The organism is Enterococcus sp. AZ079 (assembly GCF_050547255.1).
GTDB lineage: Bacteria > Bacillota > Bacilli > Lactobacillales > Enterococcaceae > Enterococcus_D > Enterococcus_D casseliflavus.
The window spans coordinates 1,773,883-1,796,129 of sequence record NZ_CP172955.1 but is presented as its reverse complement, the minus strand read 5'-3'; the positions used below and the strand labels follow the sequence as shown (position 1 = coordinate 1,796,129).

The window sequence follows — 22,247 nt, the reverse complement described above, 5'->3', positions numbered from 1 at the left end:
AGATGGAGAATTTTTTTAGTATTTTAGGCGGCATGGGAACGTTAGCGACGGAAAGTTTTGTCCGCATTTTAAACCGACGGACACAGACCCATAAAGACCAAGATTACTTGAACTATGTTTTATTCAATCATGCGACAGTCCCAGATCGAACGGCATATATTTTAGACAACACGTTAGAAAACCCTGTTCCATATTTAATGGACGACATCGAAAAACAAAATTTGTTAAAGCCAAATTTTATTGTGTTGACTTGTAACACCGCCCATTATTTTTTTGATGAGCTGCAAGCTGCCACTGAGATCGAGATTTTGCATATGCCTCGTGAGGCTGCGAAAGTCGTTTTTGAAAAAGGCGTCACTGGAAAAGTGGCCTTTCTTGGGACAGAAGGCAGTGTCAAAGCTGGCATCTATGAAAAAGAATTGCGGAAGTTCGGACTTGACGTCTATCTTCCAGAGCCGACGATCCAAAAAAAGGTCAATACATTGATTTATGATCGAATCAAAGAAAATGATCATTTGGATCAAGAACTTTACTTTGAGATACTGGAAGAAGTCACCGAACGTATCGGCTGTGAAAGCGTAGTGCTTGGATGTACCGAGTTGTCCTTGATGGATGAATTTGTGACTGATAATCCGTATCCAGTCGTCGATGCCCAATCGATTTTAGTTGATCGGACGATCGAAAAAGCATTGGCAAATCGCCAATCAATCTAAAGCTGATAGCGACGTTAGCGGCATTTTTTGAGCTAACGTCTTTTTTTATGCCAGTGTTCCAATGATACGCCCGGCATGATATAATAGAGTTGTTTCAGAAAGGAGTTTTACCTATGACTGAAGTGGATCATTTAGAATTGGTCATTATTACTGGGATGAGCGGAGCCGGCAAAACGGTCGCGATCCAGAGTTTTGAAGATATGGGGTACTTTTGTATCGATAATATGCCCCCAAGCTTGATCCCTAAATTTTGGGAACTGATCAAAGAATCAGGAAAAGTGACAAAAATTGCCTTAGTTGTCGATCTGCGTTCAAGATCGTTTTTTGAAGAAATCCAAAGTATGCTGATCGATATTGAAAACACGAATTTTATTGACACACGGATGCTCTTTTTAGATGCATCGGACAATGAATTGGTGTCAAGATACAAAGAAACGAGAAGAGCACATCCATTAGCGATGGATGGCTTAGTTACGGAAGGGATTCGCAAAGAGCGAGCGATCTTAAACGATTTGAAGACGCGTGCCAGTATTGTTATCGACACAACGACGCTGACCCCACGGCAATTGAGAGAAAAAATCAATCAAGAATTTCGTGCTTCTCATGAGACAGGGTTTCGTATTGAAATACTTTCGTTTGGCTTCAAGTATGGCTTGCCGATCGATGCTGATATTGTGATGGATGTTCGTTTCTTACCGAATCCACATTACATTCCAGAGTTGCGTCCTTTAACGGGTAAAGATGAACCCGTGTATGAGTACGTCATGTCTTTTCCAGAAACGGAAGAATTCTATCAGCAATTTAGTACACTGTTGCAAACGATCATGCCAGGCTATGTCAAGGAAGGCAAAAGCAGCTTGACGGTGGCTATCGGCTGTACTGGGGGCCAACACCGTTCAGTTGCATTATCTGAGCGCATCGGTGCGGTTTTGGCAGAAGACTATCGCGTCAATATTACTCATCGCGACAAAGATAAGCGTAAAGAGACGGTGAATCGTTCATGAAAATGAAAACGTACCGAATCAGAAAGCCGAAGATCGTTGTGGTAGGTGGCGGAACTGGGTTACCAGTCATCCTGAAGAGCTTGCGGAATCAGGGTGTCGACATCACAGCGATCGTTACGGTCGCTGATGATGGCGGTAGCAGTGGCGAAATTCGCAATTTGGTTTCCTCTATCTCGCCACCAGGGGATCTGCGCAATGTTTTGGCGGCTCTATCTGATATGCCGCAACTGTATAATGATATTTTTCAATACCGTTTTAAAGCCGAAGACAAATTTTTAGCCAATCATGCCCTGGGGAACTTGATTATTGCGGCGATTGCTGAAATGCGCAGCAGTACCTATGAAGCCATTCAAATTTTGTCAAAAATCATGCATATCGATGGACGAGTTTATCCTTCGTCAGATCTGCCATTGGTGTTGCACGCTGTTTTTAAAGACGGCACCGAAGCGGTAGGAGAGTCCAAGATCGCGGTTGATCGCAAAACGATCGATCGGGTCTTTGTTCGTAATCAAGAAAATAATGATGAGCCGAAAGCAGCTCGTAAAGTTGTTTCTTCAATTATGGAGGCAGATATGATCGTCTTGGGTCCTGGTAGTCTCTTTACTAGTATTTTGCCCAATCTCATGATTAGCGAGATCGGCCAAGCAATGTTGGAAACACAAGCTGAAACGGTTTATATTTGTAATATCATGACCCAAAAAGGTGAAACTGAACACTTTAGTGATGCCGACCATGTGCGGGTCCTGCATAAGCATTTAGGCAAACCCTTTATTGATACGGTGTTAGTCAACACCGAGAAAGTTCCAGAAGGGTATATGGACCCAGAGATTTATGATGAATATCTTGTACAAGTGAAACACGATTTCCAAGGACTGCGAGAAGAAGCCAGCCGTGTCATTTCAGCTGACTTTCTGGAGCTTAGAGATGGCGGAGTTTTTCATGACGGAGATAAAGTGATTGAAGAACTTCTACGTATCGTTTACGGGGCCAAAATCTAAGAAAGGAGGGATTTTTTTATGTCCTTTGCAGCAGAAGTAAAAAAAGAATTGACCGCATTAGAAGTTCATCGCGAACATGCCAAGGCAGAATTGGCCGCTTTGATTCGGATGAATGGGTCATTAAGTATCAATAACCAGCAATTTGTTTTAAACGTTCAAACAGAAAACGCGGCGATTGCCAGACGCATCTATTCGTTACTAAAAGATCATTACGACGTGCGCAGCGAATTGCTGGTCCGTCGTAAAATGAAATTAAAAAAGAACAACGTTTACATCGTTCGTTTGAAGCAAGATACACAGCGCGTGCTTTTGGACTTAGATATCATGGACGGGCTGATGTTTCAAAGCCATGTTTCTGATGAGATCATGGGCAATACTCAAAAAATGCGTTCCTATTTACGAGGCGCTTTCATGGCATCTGGGTCCATCAACAATCCAGAAACCAGCCGCTATCATTTAGAGATCTATTCCATCTATGAGGAGCATAACCAAGATATTTGCGATATGCTAAACGCATATGGATTGAATGCCCGTGCATTAGAACGCAGAAATGGGTATATCTCTTACTTGAAAGGCGCTGAGAAAATCGCTGATTTTTTGACACTGATCGGTGCCACCAATTCCATGCTGAAATTCGAGGACGTGCGGATCGTGCGTGATATGCGTAACTCAGTCAACCGTTTGGTGAATTGCGAAACCGCCAATATGAACAAAACGATCGACGCTGCTTCGAAGCAGATCGACAATATCGAATTTATTCAAGATCGAGTTGGCTTGCAAGCTTTACCTGAAAAGCTGCAAGAAATCGCCGAATTGCGTTTGGAACATCCCGAGGTCAGCTTGAAAGAGCTAGGGGAAATGATTCCATCAGGAGCGATCTCGAAATCAGGAATCAATCATCGCATTCGCAAAATCAATGAATTTGCGGATCATTTGCGTGAACAAGTCAGTTAATCTAAGTAGTGAATGAAATCAAAAAAGCAGGAGCTTGCATTTGACATGGATTTTAGTGTCAAATCAGCTCCTGTTTTTTTGTTAGAGGTTATTCATTGATCAATGCAGTTAATTCCTCAGCAGAGATCGATTCATCAAAAATGTGCCCATCTAAGATAATCGTTGGCACAAATTGAATGTTGGCGTTTTTCGCTTCTTCCACAATTTCTCCTGCGATCGCAGGATGGTTTTGTTCAGATAGCCCTAAGGTATTTTTCGCATATTCTGCCACTTCAGGTAAAGATAAATGCCCCCATTCGTCTTGTGTTTGATAAATTTTTGTGATCTCAGCGCTCGTTGCCTGAGGATCTGTACTGGAAACAAAGCGGTGCATCACATTGCCTCGTTGCAATGATTCTTTTTCTTTGTCGAATAATTTGATGACACGGCGTAGTTTCCCAGCTGCGACAGCTTCACTTAAGATCGGTAACGATTCCTCAAACCATTGCCGACAATAAGGACAGCGCAAATTCATAAATTCGACGATCGGTTTAGCGGAAGGGTCTCCGATATGTATCCCTGTTACCGCATTTGTTTCCTGTGCTTTGATGATTGAAATATCCATTAAGATTCCTCCTTTTTCTTTTAGTTTACCGAAGTTTCTACTGAAAGAAAAGCCTCAGGTCTTTTGATTTAAGTCTGTGAAAAGAGGAGGAGAATGAGCTAAATACTATGTATTTCGTTTCACGAAATTATGAAAAATCCCCTGACTGTGCTTTTATATTCCTTGATTTTCAGCTATAATGAATTGTGTTTTATTGTGCAAAATGATGATTAAAGGAAGTTATATAGATGAGAAAAAGAAAAACAATGGATGGCAATACGGCAGCAGCCTATATTTCCTATGCCTTTACGGAACTTGCGGCGATCTATCCGATAACCCCTAGTTCAACCATGGCTGAATTAGTGGATCAGTGGTCTGCTCAAGGAAAGCATAATCTTTTTGGGCAGCCGGTGAAAGTGGTTGAAATGCAATCTGAAGCAGGGGCGGCCGGTGTGGTTCACGGCTCATTAAAAACGGGCGCCTTAACGACGACCTATACGGCATCCCAGGGACTTTTATTAATGGTACCAAATATGTACAAGATTGCTGGGGAAATGCTGCCAGGCGTCTTTCATGTCGCCAGCCGAGCAGTGACCACCAATGCTTTGAATATTTTTGGAGATCATACCGATGTAATGGCCACCCGACAAACAGGCTTTGCTATGTTAGCGGAAAGCAGTGTCCAAGAAGTAATGGATTTAGCGCCAGTCGCTCATTTAGCAGCTATCGAAGCCAATATCCCATTTTTAAATTTTTTTGATGGGTTTCGAACCAGTCATGAGATTCAAAAAATAGAGGTCTTAGATTATGAGGAATTGGCACAGTTGGTCAATCATGAAAAATTGACTGCCTTTCGACAAAAAGCCATGAACCCGAATCACCCGACGACGAGTGGAACGAATCAAAATCCTGATATCCATTTTCAACAGCGGGAAACGATCAATCAGCATTATCAAACATTGCCTGAGATCGTTCGTTTTTACATGAAAAAAATCAATGCTTTAAGAGGAACCAACTATGATTTAGTGGATTATTATGGTGCTGCGGACGCCGAAGAAGTGATCGTTTCGATGGGGTCCTCGACGCAAACGATCCAGCAAACGGTGGATCATTTGTGCGCTTCAGGACGCAAGGTGGGGGTCTTGTCGATCCATTTGTATCGACCATTCCCATTAGAAGTCTTCTTAGAAAAACTGCCTGCTACCGTTAAAAGTATCGCTGTATTGGATCGCAGCAAAGAACCTGGTGCCAATGGCGAGTCTTTGCTTTTGGATGTGCAAAGTGCCATGTATGATGCAGCGATTCGGCCGACGATCATTGGTGGACGCTATGGTCTTGGGTCAAAAGATGTGACGCCTGATCAAATCGTTGCCGTTTATGACGAATTGATTAAGCCAAAAGCGAGCCAAAAGAAACGCTTCACCATTGGGATCACGGATGATGTGACGCAATTGTCGTTGCCCTCAAAAGGCACGCTAGATCTAACTGATCCATCCACCTTCCAAGCGAAATTCTGGGGATTCGGCTCTGATGGGACCGTTGGGGCGAATAAGTCAGCAATCAAAATCATCGGTGACCATACCGAAAAATATGTGCAAGGCTATTTCCACTATGATTCGAAAAAATCTGGTGGTCTAACGGTTTCCCATCTGCGATTTGGGGATACCCCCATTCGTTCCACCTATCTGATCGAACACGCGGATTTCGTTGCATGTCATACACCTGCGTATTTGCATACGTATGATTTGCTGAAAGGACTCAAAAAAGGCGGAACCTTTTTATTAAATACGACCTGGTCACAAGAGCAAATCTTAAAAAATCTACCGAAGAAAATGAAACGTTATCTTGCTGAAAACGAGATCCGTTTTTATACCATCAACGCCATGCAGTTGGCAATGGAAGTTGGCTTAGGTGGGCGGATCAATACCGCGATGGAAACAGCCTTCTTTTACTTGGCAAACATCATTCCGACCGAGGAAATCTTGCCGATTTTAAAAGAAGAGGCACTGAAAAGTTATCGGCACAAATCGATGGCGATCGTTGAAAAGAACCAAGCAGCCATCGATCGTACCATCGAATTATTACAAGAAATCCCTGTTCCAAGCAAGTGGGCAACTCTCGAAGTGCCGGAGAGGACATCCACTGCGACAACACAATTTGTGCGGGAAATCGTGGAACCCATCAACCGTCAAGAAGGCAACCAACTAACCGTGGGCACCCTCGTACGGAATCAAATGACCGAAGGGGTGATCCCTGTCGGGACAACAGCGGTTGAGAAGCGGGGCATCGCTGTTGAAGTGCCCGAGTGGCTATCAGATCGCTGTACCATGTGCAATGAGTGTGCCTTTGTCTGTCCTCATGCGGCGATCCGTCCGTTTTTGGCAGATGAAGATGAATTAATCGAAGCACCGGAAGGCTTTATCGTCAGAGAGATGCGAGGAGCGAACGGCCAAAAATATCGAATTCAAGTTTCCGTTGAAGATTGTACAGGTTGCGGCCTTTGCGTGGAAGCATGTCCTGCCAAAGGGAAAGCTTTGACGATGCGTCCTTACGAAGAACAAAAAGAACAAGCTTTAAATTGGGCTTTTGCGATGACTTTACGTCAAAAGGAAAATCCAGCAAAACCAGGAACTGTTTTGGGCTCTCAATTCAATAAACCTTTGTTGGAGTTCTCTGGTGCTTGTGCGGGCTGTGGGGAAACCCCCTATGTGAAACTATTGACCCAAATGTTTGGTGATCGCATGATGATCGCCAATGCGACTGGCTGCTCTTCGATTTGGGGTGGAACCTCACCAGTATCCCCTTATACAACCAATCACTTAGGACAGGGGCCAGCTTGGTCAAACTCGTTGTTTGAAGACAATGCCGAATATGGCTATGGCATGTTCTTAGCCAACCAAACCCGACGGGAGAAATTAGCGGCCCAGCTGCAGTCGTTGAAAGCCAATGTATCAGAAGAATTGCAGGCTTTGATTGATGATTGGGACCTTCATCGAGAAGAAAGTGCTGGGACGCAACAGCGAGCAGCAAAATTGATCGCCGCCTTAGAAGCTGAAGCTGCCACAACACCTCAGCTGAACAAAATCTTGCAGGAGAAAGATTTGTTTGTTAAGCCAAGCCAATGGATGATAGGCGGTGACGGCTGGGCATATGATATTGGGTTTGGCGGTATCGATCATGTCCTCGCTTCTGGTGCAGACGTCAATATTCTCGTGTTAGATAATGAAGTCTATTCTAATACAGGGGGGCAAGTCTCTAAAGCGACACCGACTTCGGCCATTGCTAAATTCGCTGCGAGTGGCAAGTTTGTTTCCAAAAAAGATTTAGGAATGATGGCGATGACCTACGGACATGTCTATGTCGCACAAATCGCATCTGGTGCCAATCAAATGCAAACGATCAAAGCCTTTGAAGAAGCCGAGCGGTTCCCAGGACCGTCAATCATCATTGCCTATACGCCATGTATCACCCACGGTCTTGCAGGCGGAATGCGTCAATCCTTGAAAGAAGCACAAGAAGCAGTTGCATCGGGGTATTGGAGTCTCTACCGCTATAACCCGCTGTTGGCAGAAAAAGGGAAACAGCCAATGACACTCGATTTCAAAAAGCCAGCATTTGATCAAATGCCTGCCTTTATGCAGACACAAGTTCGATTTGCATCCTTGCAGTCTGCCAATCCGAATGCGGCGCAAGCATTGTTTGAAAAAACCGTTTCAGATGCGAAAACTCGTTTCTACAACTATGCCCGCTTAGCAGGTCAAGAAGAAAAAATACGAGCAAAGCTTGAAAATAAGGTAAGTACTGATGCAGAACGACCAACGGCAGTAAAAACGGAGCGTGTACGAAGAGAAAAACAGCCGTTAAGCGAAGAACAGCTCGCTGAAAGAGCAGCACGGCGTGCAGCGCGCGCAAAGCGCCGTCAGCAAGAGTAATCGCTCGCTGAGGAATGACCCTGCAAAACGGTTTGACCCGTTTTTCAGGGTCATTTGTTGTTTTTCCTAAGAAATGAGTGCAAGAAGCTCGTTTAGATGAAATCTTCTAAGACCTTTGACAAACAATGATTTCAGGATAATGGTAAACTAAGTAAAAGAGCTGTTTATTTTTTCAAAACTTTTTCATAAATTTGTTTTTTTTCAAATCTTTGAAGAGGTCCTATGTTATACTATTATCTGAAGTCTTAAGAATAAAGGAAGGCTGTTTATGTTGATAAATTTCAGGGATTTTTTTAATTTAGATTATTGGAGAGAATTGCTCTCATTTGATATATTTTCTTGGTCATTTTTAGTAAATGTTTTAGATGTGATCGTTGTTTGGTACTTGGTTTATAAGCTGATCCAGCTTGTGCGAGGAACAAAAGCGATCCAGTTGTTTAAAGGCGTCGGCCTATTCATTGTTCTAAGGTTTTTGGCAGGTATCGTAGGATTAAAGACGCTATCTTGGTTGATGGATCAAGTCATCACATATGGGGTGATCGCCGCGATTGTTATTTTCCAACCAGAAATTCGACGAGGGCTGGAGCATCTTGGCCGTAGCTCTTTCTTCAAGACTTCTAAGAATGAAAAACGACGGGATGAAGTGTTGGTCCAAGCGTTGGACAAAGCTGTTCAATATATGGCAAAACGAAAAATTGGTGCATTGATCACGATCGAACGGACGACGGGGTTAGAAGAATATATTGAAACGGGGATTCCTTTAGATGCGGACGTGACGGGCGAATTACTGATCAATATTTTTATTCCCAATACACCGCTACACGATGGTGCAGTCATCTTAAGAGATGATAAGATCGCTGTTGCTAGTGCCTACTTACCACTGTCAGAAAGTCCGTTGATTCCCAAAGAATTTGGGACGCGCCATCGAGCGGCTGTCGGGATTTCAGAAGTTAGTGATGCGTTGACCATTATCGTCTCAGAGGAGACGGGAGACGTCAGTATTACCCTGAATAATCGGATGCTTACTGAGCTTTCGCGACAAGAGTATCTCGACGTGTTGAATCGCGAATTAGTGCCAGAAGAAAAGCCTGGTAAACGCAACTTGCTGCAATCTTTCTTTGAAGGGGTCAACAAAGGAGGAAGAAAATGATCAAGAAAGAACGTCGTCAAAACGTATTTTATGGTATACTAGCGCTGTTCTTTAGTCTGGTTCTGTTTTTCATCGCCAGCGGATCAAGCCTGCAAGTCAACCTTGCAGGAACTTCAAATCCTTATGAGGAAGAGATCGATAATGTACCGATTCAGACCACCTATGACACAGATGAATACTTTATCCAAGGATTTGAAACAACAGTAGACGTGACTTTGTCTAGTCGAAATCGGGTGCAATTGAATGCTGAACGTAGCGAGGAAACGCGGAGCTTTCGAGTAGTTGCTGATTTGACTGGACTCGATGAAGGAACCCATGAGGTCCCTTTAGAAGTGAAAAATCTTAGCTCAAGTGTGACAGCCGAAATCGAACCCAAAACCGTCACTGTGACGATCGAGAAAAAAGTCACCCAAACGTTTACCGTTGAGCCAGTCATCTCGACTGATGGATCAACGAGTGGTTACGGCGTTGATTCAATGAGTGTTGAACCGCAAGAAGTAGAGATCACTACTGGCGACAAGACACTGGCAGAAATCGACCGAGTGGTAGCGATCGTGAATCCAGATGATATTACTGGCGATTCGATTACGGTGGATGGAACGATCGAGGCTTGGGATAGTGAAAACAATCCTTTAGCGATCATTCCTGAGCCAGATTCGGTCGATGTGGCATTGATGATGGAAGCACCAAGCAAAGAAATTGAATTGTTTGTCACTCAACAGGGGACAACACCAGACGGGATCTCTCATTACATCTACCGGATGAGTAGTATCAGTGCGGTGCTAACAGGACCACAAAGTATTTTGGATGAGACCCAGCAGATCGGTGTCCCAGTGGATGTTAGTGAGATCACAACCACGACCGAACGGACAGTAACGATTCCAGTACCAGAGGGAACAACGATCAATCCAACAGTTGTGACGATCCAAATCACTCCGGTTGCAGAAACAACTACTGAGAATCAATCAAACAATGATGGCGATGAAGCAACGAACAGTGCGAATTCTCAAGCCAATTCTTCGACAGTCGACACGACGCAAGAACAAACAGAGAATTCCGCAAGCAGCACGACGACAAGCAGTTCTTAGTCGTTTGACTGTAGAGAATGAATAAGAGAGGTTATTAAAATGGGAAAATATTTTGGTACTGATGGTGTTAGAGGAGAAGCAAACAAGGAGTTGACACCTGAATTAGCATTTAAATTAGGTCGTTACGGCGGCTATGTATTAAGTCAGCATGAAACTGGTGACCGCCGTCCCCGCGTTTTGGTGGGACGGGACACACGGATTTCTGGACAGATGCTAGAAAATGCATTGATCGCTGGACTATTATCTGTCGGGATCGAGGTATTCCAATTGGGTGTTATTTCTACACCGGGTGTTGCGTACTTGACGAAAGTGCAAAAAGCGAGTGCAGGTGTAATGATCTCTGCCTCTCACAATCCTGCACAAGACAATGGCATCAAGTTTTTCGGGAATGATGGCTTTAAATTAGTCGATGAACAAGAAGCTGAAATTGAAGCATTACTTGATGCGCCGGAAGACACACTTCCACGTCCTTCTGCCGATGGCTTAGGAACGGTGGATGAGTTTCCAGAAGGGTTGTTGAAATACTCTCAATTTCTACGTCAAACGATTCCTGATGATTTGGAAGGAATCACGGTGTGTGTTGATGCAGCAAATGGCGCAACAGCAACAAATGTCAATCGTTTGTTTGCCGATCTAGAAACAGAATTCTTCACAATGGGGACGTCTCCAGACGGGTTGAACATTAATGATGGTGTGGGATCGACTCACCCTGAAGCGTTAGCTGAATTTGTCGTTGAAAAAGGGGCGGATGCTGGTCTTGCGTTTGATGGAGATGGTGATCGGGTCATCGCAGTAGATGAACTAGGAAACATCGTTGATGGCGATAAAATCATGTATATCTGTGCGAAATATTTAGCGGAGCAAAAGCGCTTGAACCAAGGAACGATCGTGACAACAGTCATGAGCAATTTAGGGTTCCATAAAGCAGTGGAAGCAATTGGACTGAAAGATGTCATCACACAAGTCGGTGACCGTTATGTCGTCGAAGAAATGCGTAAAAACGATTATAATTTTGGTGGCGAGCAATCAGGTCACATGATTTTCTTGGATTTCAATACGACAGGTGACGGTTTGCTATCAGGAATTCAACTATTGAATATCATGAAACAAACGGGCAAGAAACTGTCGGAATTAGCAGGAGAGGTAACGATCTATCCACAAAAACTTGTCAACATTCGAGTGACAGATAAAAATGGCGCGATGGATGTTCCAGCTATCCGTAAAATCGTGGAAGAGACAGAAGCAGAAATGAACGGCGAAGGCCGTATCTTGGTTCGCCCTTCAGGAACAGAACCATTGCTTCGAGTGATGGCAGAAGCGCCAACCATTGAAAAAGTCGATTACTATGTTGAAAAAATCGCAGCAGTCGTTCGAGAAGAAATCGGTGCGGAATAAATGAAGAAGTAAGACGATCAAAGATATCCTTTGGTCGTCTTTTTTGTCTACTTGCCAGCAAGTAGACAACTTGCGAAATAAATAAACTTGTTAACGGATTTGTCGACGACGCTTAAAAGGAACGCGCATTGGACAAATCTTGCGGAGCATAGTTGCTTTTAAAAGTCTTTCCGGATTTGTTGTGCAGAAAACCAGAAAAAAGAACCCCTATGAACGATCGAGTTATCGAACGAGGAGTTCTTTTTATTATACAGAAAATAACCAATTCGGTTTCAATCTTTTAAAAAACTTATTCAACGGTAACGGATTTTGCTAAGTTTCTTGGTTTGTCAACATCGAATCCACGTTGTAAAGTAGCAAAGTAAGCCAGCAGCTGTGTTGGAACGACTGCCACTAAGCTGGTTACCAATGGGTGAACATTTGGCAAAATGATTTGATCAGTCGCTTTTGCTAACTCTTGACTAACGATCACAAGGGTGTGAGCCCCACGAGATTCGACTTCTTTCAAATTGCCTCGCGTATGAGAGCCGGTCACTTCTTCCGTGATCACACCGATCACTGGTGTACCTTCTTCGATCAACGCGATGGTGCCGTGTTTTAATTCACCAGCTGCAAAGCCTTCTGCTTGGATATAAGAAATTTCTTTTAATTTCAATGCCGCTTCCATCGATACATAGTAATCATTTCCACGACCAATATAAAAGGCGTTGCGGGTATCAGATAAGAAATCTTCAGCAAATTGACTGATAACAGCTTTTTCATCTACTAGAGCTTCCATTGCAGAAGCAACGATGCTTAGTTCATGGAAGACATCAAAGTCCAATGCTTCAGGAACAGCTTTTTCATCACCAATGGCTTTTGCTAACAACGTCATCACTGCGATCTGTGCAGTATACGCCTTTGTAGAGGCAACAGCGATTTCTGGACCAGCATGAAGCAATAAGGTATGGTTCGCTTCTCGAGAAAGAGTAGAACCAGCAACGTTGGTAATCGTCAGACTAGGAAGACCTAACTGGTTGATCGTCACTAATACTTGACGGCTATCTGCCGTTTCACCACTTTGTGATAAGAACAAGAAGAAGGGTTTTGCTGACAACAATGGCATGTTGTAGCCAAACTCACTAGATAAATGAACCTCAACAGGGATCTGTGTTAGTTTTTCTAAAATGGCTTTTGCTGCCCAGCCAGCATGATTGCTGGTACCACAAGCAATGATGTAGATCCGATCGCTCGCTAAAAGTTCGCTTTTTAACGCTGGATCGATCACTACTTCACCGGATTCTCCTTGATATTCTTGGATCAAGCGGCGCATCACAGTTGGTTGATCATCGATTTCTTTTAACATGTAGTAAGGGTACGTTCCTTTTTCGATGTCAGTCAGATCTAGTTGGGCTTCATAAGACTCACGGTACACAAGGTTTCCTTTTGGATCTTCGATTTCGATCGCATCGGCTGTTACGGTCACCATTTCGCCATCTTCGATCTCAACAAAGTGAGTCGTTTGATCGAGCATTGCTAAGGCATCGCTGCAGATGACATTGAACCCATCTCCCAAACCGATCAATAAAGGACTTTTGTTTTTGGCAACATAAATGGTTTCTGGATCATTTTTTTCTACTAAGGCAAAGGCATAAGAGCCGCGAATCAAGGACAAAGCTTTTTTAAAGGCTGCTTTGGTCGTGCTGTTGTCTTGCTCCTTCAATGCTTCAATCAAATGAACAACGATTTCCGTATCTGTTTGACCTTCAAATTGGTGGTTGCTTAAATATTCTTGATGAAGCTCTTCAAAGTTTTCGATCACACCGTTATGAACCAACACGAGTGCTTGGTTTGCTGAAGTGTGAGGATGAGCGTTCATTTCTGATGGCTTGCCGTGGGTCGCCCAACGGGTATGTCCGATACCGATCGTTCCTGTTACTTCAGAAGTCACTTTTTCTTCCAAGTTTTTGATTCTTCCTTGGGCTTTAATTAAGTGATCCGAAGTCCGATCAGCGACATAAAGACCTGCTGAGTCATAGCCGCGATACTCTAAGCGTTCCAATCCGTTCAAAATAATTCGTTCTGCATTTGATTTTCCTACGATTCCTACAATTCCACACATAATGATAATCCTACTTTCAAAAAATTTAGTTTGGCATTATGTATTTCTATCTGCGTAGCAAGTCTTTGTCATCATCTTACGATGAGATTTGTTCTTGCCTGTAGAGTGCAGTCCCTAGAGTCATCCGCCGAATGTTTCGATAAACTCTTTCCTCGTCATCTGTTTCCAGATCAGGCGCTATCCTTATTGGTCTATCTATCCTCCTTGTGAGATATTTTATAGAAATACAAGCAATATCATAATATTTATTCCTGTTTCTGTCAACTGTAAGTTATATAAAAATAATTGGTATAGTTATTGGTAAGGTTGATTTGAACCTGTGTAAAGGAAATCAAAACAGCTGACATAGCTTGGTCGAATAAGATTCCCAAGAAATTTCCTCATAAAGCTATGCTTTTTTTTTTAAGTTCGCTACAATAAAAAAGTAAGAAAGTGAGGGAATGAAATGCCAGAATTTGTAAATTGTATGACTTTTTCCGAGCTAAAGAAAATGGTAGCTTCGATAGAAAAAGATCCTAATGTCACAGATGAAACAAAGGTCATGTTGGATACGGGCTGGGACAGCTTGCAAGAAATTTTGCCTGGATCAGTCACCGTGGAAACCGCGCAAACATTCGAAGTCCAAGATGAACTAACAAAGGAATTTTTTGGTGGCTACGTCTTAGCTGAAAAAAGCGAGAAATTTGATGCGGTTGGAGACGAAGAAGCAGTGATCGTCATCAAAAATCTATACTAAAAATGGGAAAGGTGAAAAGTTAGGTGGGAGAATGAATAAAAGAAGATGGATCGCAGTGGCGATCGCAGCAGGGTTATTTATCTGCTCGGGGGTTTTTTCAGTAATCACAAATCGTCCAGAGCAAGAGGAAACTCAGACGTTACAAGGGTTAAATGCTTTGTTCTATGGAAGTAATGCGATCGAAGAGACAACGTTAGTTGCCGGAGATCAAGACAATCGCATCGTTCGCTTATCTTTAGAAGGAACCATCGCCAGCAGCTCCAGTGGCGGTTTATTCACAACGGAATCTTATGATCATCAGCGGTTTTTGGAAGAACTACGGATGATCCAAGAAGATCCAACTATTGGGGGCATCTTGATGGAAGTTAATACCCCTGGAGGCGGCGTCTATGAAAGTGCGGAGATCGCTCGGGAGTTAGCAAAAATCAAAGAGTTAGGGATTCCGATGTATGTCAGTATGAAAAACATGGCAGCCAGTGGCGGTTATTATATCTCGGCAGGTGCTGATAAAATTTTTGCAACGGATGAAACCATTACTGGTTCAATCGGAGTGATCATGTCAGGGCTAAACTATGCTGGCTTATTCGAAAAGCTAGGGATCGAAGACAATACGTATAAAAGTGGCGCGCTAAAAGATGTAGGTTCAGCAACGAGAGAACCAACAGAAGCCGACAAAGAAGTCTTGCAGACCTATGTCGACAATGCCTATGGTCGGTTCGTTAAAATCGTAGCAGAAGGACGCGGCATGACAGAAGAAGCCGTTAGAAAGATCGCTGATGGCCGTATCTATGATGGGCAGCAAGCAGTGTCCGTTGGTTTAGTGGATGAAATCGGTTTTCCTGAAGATACATTAGCAGCAATGCAAGCAGATCTAGGCTTGGAAGATGCCGAGATTTTCAGCTATGATGTTTCATCTACTGGATTTGCTTCTACTTGGTTAGGTTCAAGTTTAGCCGAACTACAAGGATTAAAAGAATCAAACACAGAGCGGGTGATCCAATTGATGGAAAGCCTTGGAACCAGCGATGCTCCGAAACCTCTTTATTATTATGGAGGTGAATGACTATGACAGAGAAAAACAAGTATTCCGCTGGCACATCGTCAACGGATGACAATCACACAAGTACGTCAATCGATCAAAGGGAACAGCGGGAAACCTCGACACCGTCAACCGATCATATGGATGTGCCAACTGAGGCACAGGTTTCAGAAACAACCGAACCAGTAACTGCCAACAAAGCGATGAGGAACACACAAGTAAATCATCCCGATGATTTTTACCAACAAGTCTTGACGTCTTTTAAGGAAGAAGAGTATACCCAAAGCGAGATCGAGGAAAAACAACAAGCCTGGCAACGGTACGAAGAACCTGAAAAACAGGCAGAAGACAAACGGTTCTTCAATGATTTTCCTAGCTACTTTTTTGCTGGGTTTTGGATTCGTTTCTTTGCTTATCTCGTTGATGTGTTGGTGATCCGAGCGATTACCCAAATAACGATCGGTAGTATCTACAATCTAGCGAATTTAACGGCAACCAATCAGCGGTTTGGCCTTTACAACATCTGTGCCTTAGCAATCTATCTAGGCTATTTTGTTCTAATGACAAAGCTAAATCATGGTCAAACCATTGGGAAAATGCTCTTTGGTATTCGAGTGGTTTCTTTTGTAGAGGAAGAACTCAGCTGGCAAACTGTGTTGATTCGCGAGCTTTGCGGACGCTACGTATTACAATTCAATCTTTTCTTTTATCTCGGTTATTTGCCAATCGTCTTTAATAAAAATAAGCAGCAGGCTGCGGATTATTTCGCAGAAACCAGTGTGGTGACCATTAATCTGATCAAAGCTTTCAATAAACAGGTGGATGCCAATCACGTAATGATTGGCGCACAAAACTAACTAGCAGATCAAGCAAGTAGTAAAGGAGGGATCGATAATGGGTGAGACGATTGATTTCCCAGGACCAAATGAACGGCTTCGGCTGGCGGCAGAAAAAGCCTACCAGTCAAAGGAGTTTTTGCAAGCTTTTCGCCTGTACAATGAACTCTATCAAAAAAATGCCAGTTTTGAGATCAATCAATGGCTGGTTGAATGTCTGCAGCAGTTGAATGATTTTGCCAAAGCGTTAGATCTGGCGGAAGACTATTTGGATGACTATTTAAAAGAAACCGACGGGTATTTACAAATTGGTCATCTGCTGATCTTGGATGGTCAGTATTTAAAAGCTCGGCGCTGGCTTACATTAGGTAAAAAAACAAAAATTGCAAGCCGCTATCAGGAACAGTTAGCAAGTGAATTAGCAAAGGTAGAAGAAGTGCAGCAAATTTTAGGGCTGGAAGATTTTCATGGGAAACGCAAGCATTTACGTGCATTAGATGAAGCCAATCAACCGGTGAGTGCAACAGAATGGCACGTTTTTACCCAAGCCATTACCAAACCACAATTTGTCACGCTGATGCATGAAACGTTAGCTTCCATCAAAAATCCATATTTGCTGCCCAAATTAGTGGATGAGCTCGTGCGTCTTGAAGTGGACGAACCTTTTGAACTGATCGATTACCTTGGGAATATGCAGCAAATCGTTCCGAAAGAGTTAAAACTTTTGCAAGAAGATGCCGCTGTTAAAGCGATCCAGAAAGAGATTGACGAAACGATCGCCCAAGAAGATCCGATTTTAGCAGAAAGCGTCTCAGCAGAAATCAATGATCATTTAGCCATCAGCTACCCATTTTTACCTGCAAAAGAGGAGGCAAAAGCATGGGTGGCAAGCTACATTGAAGATTATCGTGGGTTATTTGAAGAAAAAGAACAGCCAAAAGCAGCGAATGAAATAGAAGAACGCAAACGACACCTACGCAATATCCTTCGATTGAGCATTCGCTGAAAGAAAAATTCGCAACTTTCATGGTAAAATGTTTACAATTAAACAACGTTAGTGTACTATTTAAAGGTATGCATGAAGCTATTTCATATGTAAATCAATTAATATTCGGAGGGAAATAAATGACTGCAAAATGGGAAAAAACAGGCACCAATGATGGTGTTTTGACATTTACGATCGCTCAAGCAGAAATCCAAAAAGGCTTGACGACTGCATTCAATAAAGTGAAAGGCAATCTTAACGTACCTGGCTTCCGTAAAGGGAAAGTTTCACGCCAAGTATTTAACCGTATGTACGGCGAAGAAGCGTTGTATGAAGATGCATTGAACGCTGTTCTTCCAGAAGCTTATGAAGCTGCTGTAAAAGAAGCAGGGATCGATCCTGTTGCGCAACCAAAAATCGACGTTGACAGCATGGAAAAAGGCCAAGATTGGGTTATCAATGCAGAAGTTACTGTAAAACCTGAAGTAAAACTTGGTGATTACAAAGAATTAACAGTTGAAAAACAAGACCGTGAAGTAACAGAAGAAGACGTGGATGCACGCATCAAACGTGAACAAGAAGCACAAGCTGAATTAGTTATCAAAGAAGACGAAGCTGCTGAAAATGGCGACACAGTCGTTATCGACTTTGAAGGCTTCTTAGGGGAAGAAACATTTGAAGGCGGCAAAGGTGAAAACTACTCACTTGAACTTGGCTCAAACTCATTCATCCCTGGTTTTGAAGAACAATTAGTAGGAACAAAAGCTGGTGATAGCAAAGACGTTACCGTTACTTTCCCAGAAGATTATCAAGCAGAAGATTTAGCTGGTAAAGAAGCAGTCTTCAAAGTAACTGTTCACGAAGTAAAAGCAAAAGAACTTCCTGAATTAGATGATGAATTCGCAAAAGACGTTGATGACAGCGTTGAATCATTAGCTGAATTAAAAGAAAAATACCGTGCTGAATTGACTGAATCAAAAGAAAAAGCAGCTGAAGATGCAAAAGATGAAGCTGCGATCCGTCAAGCAGTTGAAAACGCAGAAATCGTTGAATTACCACATTCAATGGTTCATGATGAAGTACACCGTTCAATGGATGAATTCTTGAACAACATGCAACGTCAAGGAATCTCACCAGAAATGTATTATCAATTAACTGGTTCAACTGAAGCAGATCTGCACACACAATTTGAAGGTGAAGCAGAAACCCGCGTGAAAACAAACCTTGTTATTGAAGCAATCGCTAAAGCAGAAGGTTTGGAAGCAACAGAAGAAGATATCGAAAACGAAATCAAAGAACTTTCTGAAGCTTACAACATGCCAGTGGATCAAATCAAACGCGTCTTAACAGAAGACATGTTGAAACATGATATCACGATGAAGAAAGCAGTTGAACTTGTCACAGGTACTGCAAAAGAAGCGTAAGCAAAATGCTTAAAAACGGCGAACATCTAGCGGTGTTTGCCGTTTTTTCTTGGGAGTAAGAGGGGCTAGTTTAACAATTACTAACAAATGATAAGAAAACGTTAGGCAACGTAAAAAGAACTTTTTCTTTCAAAAAAGTTATGATATGATTGTTTAAGACTGCAAAGTTAGTAAACAAAATTCCACTCCTTTAAATAGGTTGGAAAATTTTCAAGGGGTGAACAGTATGTACGATAATACAAACGGTAATGAAGCTGTTCGTTGTTCTTTTTGTGGCAAAACGCAAGAAGAGGTGAAAAAGATCGTTGCAGGTCCTGGGGTCTATATCTGTAATGAATGCATCGATTTGTGTAAAGAAATCATTGATGAAGAGTTTTACGAAGAAGCAATTCGTGAATTTACCGAAGTGCCGAAACCGCAAGAACTACTGAATGTTCTCAATGAATATGTGATTGGACAAGATCGTGCGAAACGGACACTGGCTGTAGCGGTTTACAATCACTACAAACGGGTCAATGTAGAAACGACAGCAGAAGATGTAGAATTACAAAAAAGCAATATTTGCTTGATCGGACCAACAGGTTCTGGGAAAACATTTTTGGCACAAACGTTAGCACGTTCACTAAACGTGCCTTTTGCAATCGCTGATGCAACCAGTTTGACAGAAGCCGGCTATGTCGGTGAAGATGTGGAAAACATTCTTTTGAAACTGTTACAAGCTGCTGATTATAACGTAGAAATGGCAGAAAAAGGAATCATCTATATTGATGAGATCGATAAAATCGCCCGTAAGAGTGAAAATGTATCGATTACTCGTGACGTATCCGGTGAAGGCGTGCAGCAAGCATTGCTGAAGATCCTAGAAGGAACGACTGCTAGTGTACCGCCACAAGGTGGACGAAAACATCCACATCAAGAGATGATCCAAATTGATACCACCAATATTCTCTTTATCGTTGGTGGGGCGTTTGACGGAATCGAAACCATCGTTAAAAACCGTTTAGGTGAAAAAACAATTGGTTTTGGCACGAACAATAAGCGCCTTGAAGAAGGCGAAAGCGTGATGCAGCAAATCATTCCTGAAGACTTGCTTAAATTCGGTTTGATTCCTGAATTTATTGGCCGCTTGCCAGTGATGGCTGCCCTAGAGAAATTAACAGTAGATGATTTAGTGCATATTTTGACTGAACCAAAAAATGCGCTGGTCAAACAATACCAAAAGTTAATGGCATTAGATGACACCGAGCTTGAATTTGAGCCAGAGGCTTTGCGTGCCATTGCTGCGCAAGCCATTGAGCGAAATACCGGTGCTCGTGGGTTGCGTTCGATCATCGAGAATATCATGATGGACGTCATGTTCAATGTCCCTTCTGATGAGTCGATCCAAAAAGTCACCATCACGGAAGAAGCGGCAAAAGGACTTGGTGAACCAAAAATCATTTACAATGAAGAGACCAAAAAAGCAGTCTAATCGAGACCAAGTCGGATAGTTTCATTGCTATCCGGCTTTCTTTTTGAAAAAATAGAAAGGAGCGATTCGATGAAAGTACATGATGCTGAAATCGTCATCAGTGCCGTTTCTCCAGCACAATATCCAGCTACACCTTTACCGGAGATTGCCTTAGCAGGCCGCTCAAATGTCGGAAAGTCATCCTTCATCAATACATTGATCAATCGTAAAAATTTAGCCCGTACCTCATCAAAACCTGGGAAGACGCAAACGCTGAACTTTTATTTGATTGAAAATACGCTGCATTTTGTCGATGTCCCCGGCTACGGCTATGCAAAAGTATCGAAAACAGAGCGAGCGAAATGGGGGAAAATGATTGAGACATATCTTGAACAAAGAGAGCAGCTGCGTGCAGTCGTATCTCTTGTTGATTTACGTCATGCCCCCTCACAAGAAGATATTCAAATGTATGAGTTTTTGAAATACTACGAGATTCCAGTGATCGTGGTCGCCACCAAAGCAGACAAAATCCCTCGCGGGAAATGGAACAAGCATGAAAGTATGATCAAAAAAGCATTGTCCTTTGACCCAGCAGATACGTTTATCCTATTTTCTTCCATTACCAAACAAGGAAAAGAAGAAGCGTGGAAAGCGATTGAAGCAGCAATAAAATAATTATCAATTAGGAAACCGAAGCAAGAAAGTCCCTTGCTTCGGTTTTTCTCATTTTACAGTGGAAATTAGCTGATTTACGCTATTCTACGTAGCATAGAGTGCTAAATTTGCCCAATTTTAGCGAAAATCTCCTTGATATTTGTTAAACTTGTAACAAGGAGGTGTGGTCGAATGCATGAATCATTAAGCAAAAAATTAAAAGAGTATCGATCAAAATATAACTTAACACAGAAGGAATTAGCTGCAAGGTTATTTGTTTCTGATAAGGCCATTTCAAAATGGGAACGAGGAAATGGGTTGCCAGACATCGAGACATTGGTTCGTCTAGCCGATTTACTAGGCACACCCGTGGAAGAGCTATTAAAAGAAAAGAAAGAAACCTACTATTATGAATACAAAAGTGAACGGACGGTTCTGCGGCTTCCATTAATGCACATTTTGATTCCTAATTTATTCTTACTACTGAATCAAGTGACGAGCGTTCGAGAGTTTTTTGTTCTAATGAAAGAGCTACCAACTGCCAGCGGCTGGTTTAGCCTTGGTGTCAAAGCCAAAGGGGTTATTGCTTTGGGGATTGTGAGTTTAGGCTTTTTATCGATTGGCTTATTGTCCTTCGGAATGCTGGGGATTGGGACAGTCAGCACCGGTGTCATTGCAATAGGGAACCTCTGTTTTGGCTTTTTAGTTGGGATTGGCAATCTTGCTGTCGGCTCGATCGTTGTTGGTAATCTTGGCATTGGCTGGCTCGCTCTAGCAAATGTCGCAATTGCTTGGATTGGGGTTGCTAATTATGGTGTAGGGAGCTTTATGGCTGTTTTACCCTCAAATTCAACCACGGAAGATTTTAACCAAGCGATTCAACAACTCATAGTCTCAGAGATCCCTGACTTGATTAAAACCACTATCTTTGAACCAATGATTCGTTTTACAAGCTCACCGATTTTTGTGATGATCTTCGTGGTGACGATCTTAGCAACCATCTTTTTTATTCTTTGCTTGTTGACCATCGGCTTGGTGCGATTACGTCAAAGCATGTTGTATGAAGAGCTATAAGAAAACCTCTAGATGCCGTTTCTGATCGTTAAACATATGTAGCTTCAGGGGCTCATTTTCTGTTACCACAAGTAAAAAAGGCAAGGGACTATGGAGTCTGTAGTGACCCCAAAAAGTTAGACTTTTATAGA

General features: G+C 42.6%; 18 protein-coding genes. 16 read left to right on the top strand and 2 right to left on the bottom strand.

All coding sequences use genetic code 11. The annotated features are described in order from the left end of the window. The first annotated feature begins 2 nt into the window (after window positions 1–2). The 4 genes from IGJ15_RS08630 (at window position 3) to whiA (ending at window position 3,669) form a co-directional block, all read left to right on the top strand. Complete coding sequence (locus IGJ15_RS08630) at window positions 3–713, top strand: amino acid racemase (protein WP_194186086.1); 711 nt, start codon at window positions 3–5, stop codon at window positions 711–713. Window positions 714–826: 113 nt separating this feature from the next. After that, window positions 827–1,717, top strand: coding sequence for an RNase adapter RapZ (gene rapZ / locus IGJ15_RS08625; RefSeq protein WP_005225952.1), 891 nt, complete (start codon window positions 827–829; stop codon window positions 1,715–1,717). Then, window positions 1,714–2,715: a gluconeogenesis factor YvcK family protein gene (locus IGJ15_RS08620; RefSeq protein ID WP_010748165.1), complete on the top strand. Its 1,002-nt coding sequence runs from the start codon at window positions 1,714–1,716 to the stop codon at window positions 2,713–2,715. The genes rapZ and IGJ15_RS08620 overlap by 4 nt, the downstream gene beginning before the upstream one ends. 18 nt (window positions 2,716–2,733) lie before the next feature. Further along, on the top strand, window positions 2,734–3,669 hold the full coding sequence (gene whiA, locus IGJ15_RS08615; protein WP_005225954.1) for a DNA-binding protein WhiA: 936 nt from the start codon (window positions 2,734–2,736) through the stop codon (window positions 3,667–3,669). A gap of 88 nt (window positions 3,670–3,757) precedes the next feature. On the opposite strand, the gene IGJ15_RS08610 is transcribed toward whiA, so the two are convergent. Continuing rightward, the gene (locus IGJ15_RS08610) at window positions 3,758–4,273 is read right to left on the bottom strand and encodes a DsbA family protein (RefSeq protein WP_167822813.1); all 516 of its coding nucleotides are present in this window, start codon (window positions 4,271–4,273) and stop codon (window positions 3,758–3,760) included. Window positions 4,274–4,500: 227 nt separating this feature from the next. Here IGJ15_RS08610 and nifJ point away from each other — a divergent pair, with 227 nt between their 5' ends. The 4 genes from nifJ (at window position 4,501) to glmM (ending at window position 11,817) form a co-directional block, all read left to right on the top strand. Then, window positions 4,501–8,184 carry a pyruvate:ferredoxin (flavodoxin) oxidoreductase gene (gene nifJ / locus IGJ15_RS08605; RefSeq protein WP_194186085.1) on the top strand — a complete coding sequence of 1,228 codons (3,684 nt, stop codon included), beginning with the start codon at window positions 4,501–4,503 and terminating at the stop codon, window positions 8,182–8,184. Window positions 8,185–8,452: 268 nt separating this feature from the next. Further along, entirely contained in the window at window positions 8,453–9,334 is an 882-nt protein-coding gene (gene cdaA, locus IGJ15_RS08600; RefSeq protein ID WP_005235688.1) for a diadenylate cyclase CdaA, read from the top strand. Next, entirely contained in the window at window positions 9,331–10,422 is a 1,092-nt protein-coding gene (locus IGJ15_RS08595; protein ID WP_167822811.1) for a CdaR family protein, read from the top strand. Before cdaA ends, IGJ15_RS08595 begins: the two co-directional genes overlap by 4 nt. A gap of 39 nt (window positions 10,423–10,461) precedes the next feature. Further along, complete coding sequence (gene glmM / locus IGJ15_RS08590; RefSeq protein ID WP_430599017.1) at window positions 10,462–11,817, top strand: phosphoglucosamine mutase; 1,356 nt, start codon at window positions 10,462–10,464, stop codon at window positions 11,815–11,817. A 289-nt stretch (window positions 11,818–12,106) separates the two neighbouring features. Here glmM and glmS read toward each other — a convergent pair whose 3' ends face one another. Next, a complete protein-coding gene (glmS, locus tag IGJ15_RS08585) occupies window positions 12,107–13,918 on the bottom strand; it encodes a glutamine--fructose-6-phosphate transaminase (isomerizing) (RefSeq protein WP_144808636.1) in 1,812 nt (603 codons plus the stop codon). Between the two features lie 445 nt (window positions 13,919–14,363). Here glmS and IGJ15_RS08580 point away from each other — a divergent pair, with 445 nt between their 5' ends. From IGJ15_RS08580 to IGJ15_RS08545, 8 genes are all read left to right on the top strand, one after another. Continuing rightward, window positions 14,364–14,654 (top strand): hypothetical protein, encoded by a 291-nt coding sequence (locus tag IGJ15_RS08580; protein ID WP_194186084.1) that lies wholly within the window; start codon window positions 14,364–14,366, stop codon window positions 14,652–14,654. 31 nt (window positions 14,655–14,685) lie between these two features. Next, window positions 14,686–15,717 (top strand): signal peptide peptidase SppA, encoded by a 1,032-nt coding sequence (gene sppA, locus IGJ15_RS08575; protein ID WP_086295247.1) that lies wholly within the window; start codon window positions 14,686–14,688, stop codon window positions 15,715–15,717. Between the two features lie 2 nt (window positions 15,718–15,719). Further along, window positions 15,720–16,550, top strand: coding sequence for an RDD family protein (locus tag IGJ15_RS08570; RefSeq protein WP_086295249.1), 831 nt, complete (start codon window positions 15,720–15,722; stop codon window positions 16,548–16,550). Between the two features lie 37 nt (window positions 16,551–16,587). Then, window positions 16,588–17,535 carry a hypothetical protein gene (locus IGJ15_RS08565; protein WP_201689033.1) on the top strand — a complete coding sequence of 316 codons (948 nt, stop codon included), beginning with the start codon at window positions 16,588–16,590 and terminating at the stop codon, window positions 17,533–17,535. Window positions 17,536–17,654: 119 nt separating this feature from the next. Then, entirely contained in the window at window positions 17,655–18,938 is a 1,284-nt protein-coding gene (tig, locus tag IGJ15_RS08560; RefSeq protein WP_201689035.1) for a trigger factor, read from the top strand. A gap of 226 nt (window positions 18,939–19,164) precedes the next feature. Further along, window positions 19,165–20,409 (top strand): ATP-dependent Clp protease ATP-binding subunit ClpX, encoded by a 1,245-nt coding sequence (clpX, locus tag IGJ15_RS08555; RefSeq protein WP_010748174.1) that lies wholly within the window; start codon window positions 19,165–19,167, stop codon window positions 20,407–20,409. Between the two features lie 69 nt (window positions 20,410–20,478). Then, window positions 20,479–21,063, top strand: coding sequence for a ribosome biogenesis GTP-binding protein YihA/YsxC (yihA, locus tag IGJ15_RS08550; RefSeq protein ID WP_005225967.1), 585 nt, complete (start codon window positions 20,479–20,481; stop codon window positions 21,061–21,063). A gap of 171 nt (window positions 21,064–21,234) precedes the next feature. After that, window positions 21,235–22,116, top strand: a complete 882-nt coding sequence (locus IGJ15_RS08545) for a helix-turn-helix transcriptional regulator (RefSeq protein ID WP_086295255.1) — start codon at window positions 21,235–21,237, stop codon at window positions 22,114–22,116. The last annotated feature ends 131 nt before the right edge of the window (window positions 22,117–22,247 follow it).

Coding starts and splice junctions, on each gene's coding strand:
- IGJ15_RS08630 (WP_194186086.1), top strand. CDS start 3: ATGGAGAATTTTTTTAGTATTTTAGGCGGCATGGGAACGTTAGCGACG.
- rapZ (WP_005225952.1), top strand. CDS start 827: ATGACTGAAGTGGATCATTTAGAATTGGTCATTATTACTGGGATGAGC.
- IGJ15_RS08620 (WP_010748165.1), top strand. CDS start 1,714: ATGAAAATGAAAACGTACCGAATCAGAAAGCCGAAGATCGTTGTGGTA.
- whiA (WP_005225954.1), top strand. CDS start 2,734: ATGTCCTTTGCAGCAGAAGTAAAAAAAGAATTGACCGCATTAGAAGTT.
- IGJ15_RS08610 (WP_167822813.1), bottom strand. CDS start 4,273: ATGGATATTTCAATCATCAAAGCACAGGAAACAAATGCGGTAACAGGG.
- nifJ (WP_194186085.1), top strand. CDS start 4,501: ATGAGAAAAAGAAAAACAATGGATGGCAATACGGCAGCAGCCTATATT.
- cdaA (WP_005235688.1), top strand. CDS start 8,453: ATGTTGATAAATTTCAGGGATTTTTTTAATTTAGATTATTGGAGAGAA.
- IGJ15_RS08595 (WP_167822811.1), top strand. CDS start 9,331: ATGATCAAGAAAGAACGTCGTCAAAACGTATTTTATGGTATACTAGCG.
- glmM (WP_430599017.1), top strand. CDS start 10,462: ATGGGAAAATATTTTGGTACTGATGGTGTTAGAGGAGAAGCAAACAAG.
- glmS (WP_144808636.1), bottom strand. CDS start 13,918: ATGTGTGGAATTGTAGGAATCGTAGGAAAATCAAATGCAGAACGAATT.
- IGJ15_RS08580 (WP_194186084.1), top strand. CDS start 14,364: ATGCCAGAATTTGTAAATTGTATGACTTTTTCCGAGCTAAAGAAAATG.
- sppA (WP_086295247.1), top strand. CDS start 14,686: ATGAATAAAAGAAGATGGATCGCAGTGGCGATCGCAGCAGGGTTATTT.
- IGJ15_RS08570 (WP_086295249.1), top strand. CDS start 15,720: ATGACAGAGAAAAACAAGTATTCCGCTGGCACATCGTCAACGGATGAC.
- IGJ15_RS08565 (WP_201689033.1), top strand. CDS start 16,588: ATGGGTGAGACGATTGATTTCCCAGGACCAAATGAACGGCTTCGGCTG.
- tig (WP_201689035.1), top strand. CDS start 17,655: ATGACTGCAAAATGGGAAAAAACAGGCACCAATGATGGTGTTTTGACA.
- clpX (WP_010748174.1), top strand. CDS start 19,165: ATGTACGATAATACAAACGGTAATGAAGCTGTTCGTTGTTCTTTTTGT.
- yihA (WP_005225967.1), top strand. CDS start 20,479: ATGAAAGTACATGATGCTGAAATCGTCATCAGTGCCGTTTCTCCAGCA.
- IGJ15_RS08545 (WP_086295255.1), top strand. CDS start 21,235: ATGCATGAATCATTAAGCAAAAAATTAAAAGAGTATCGATCAAAATAT.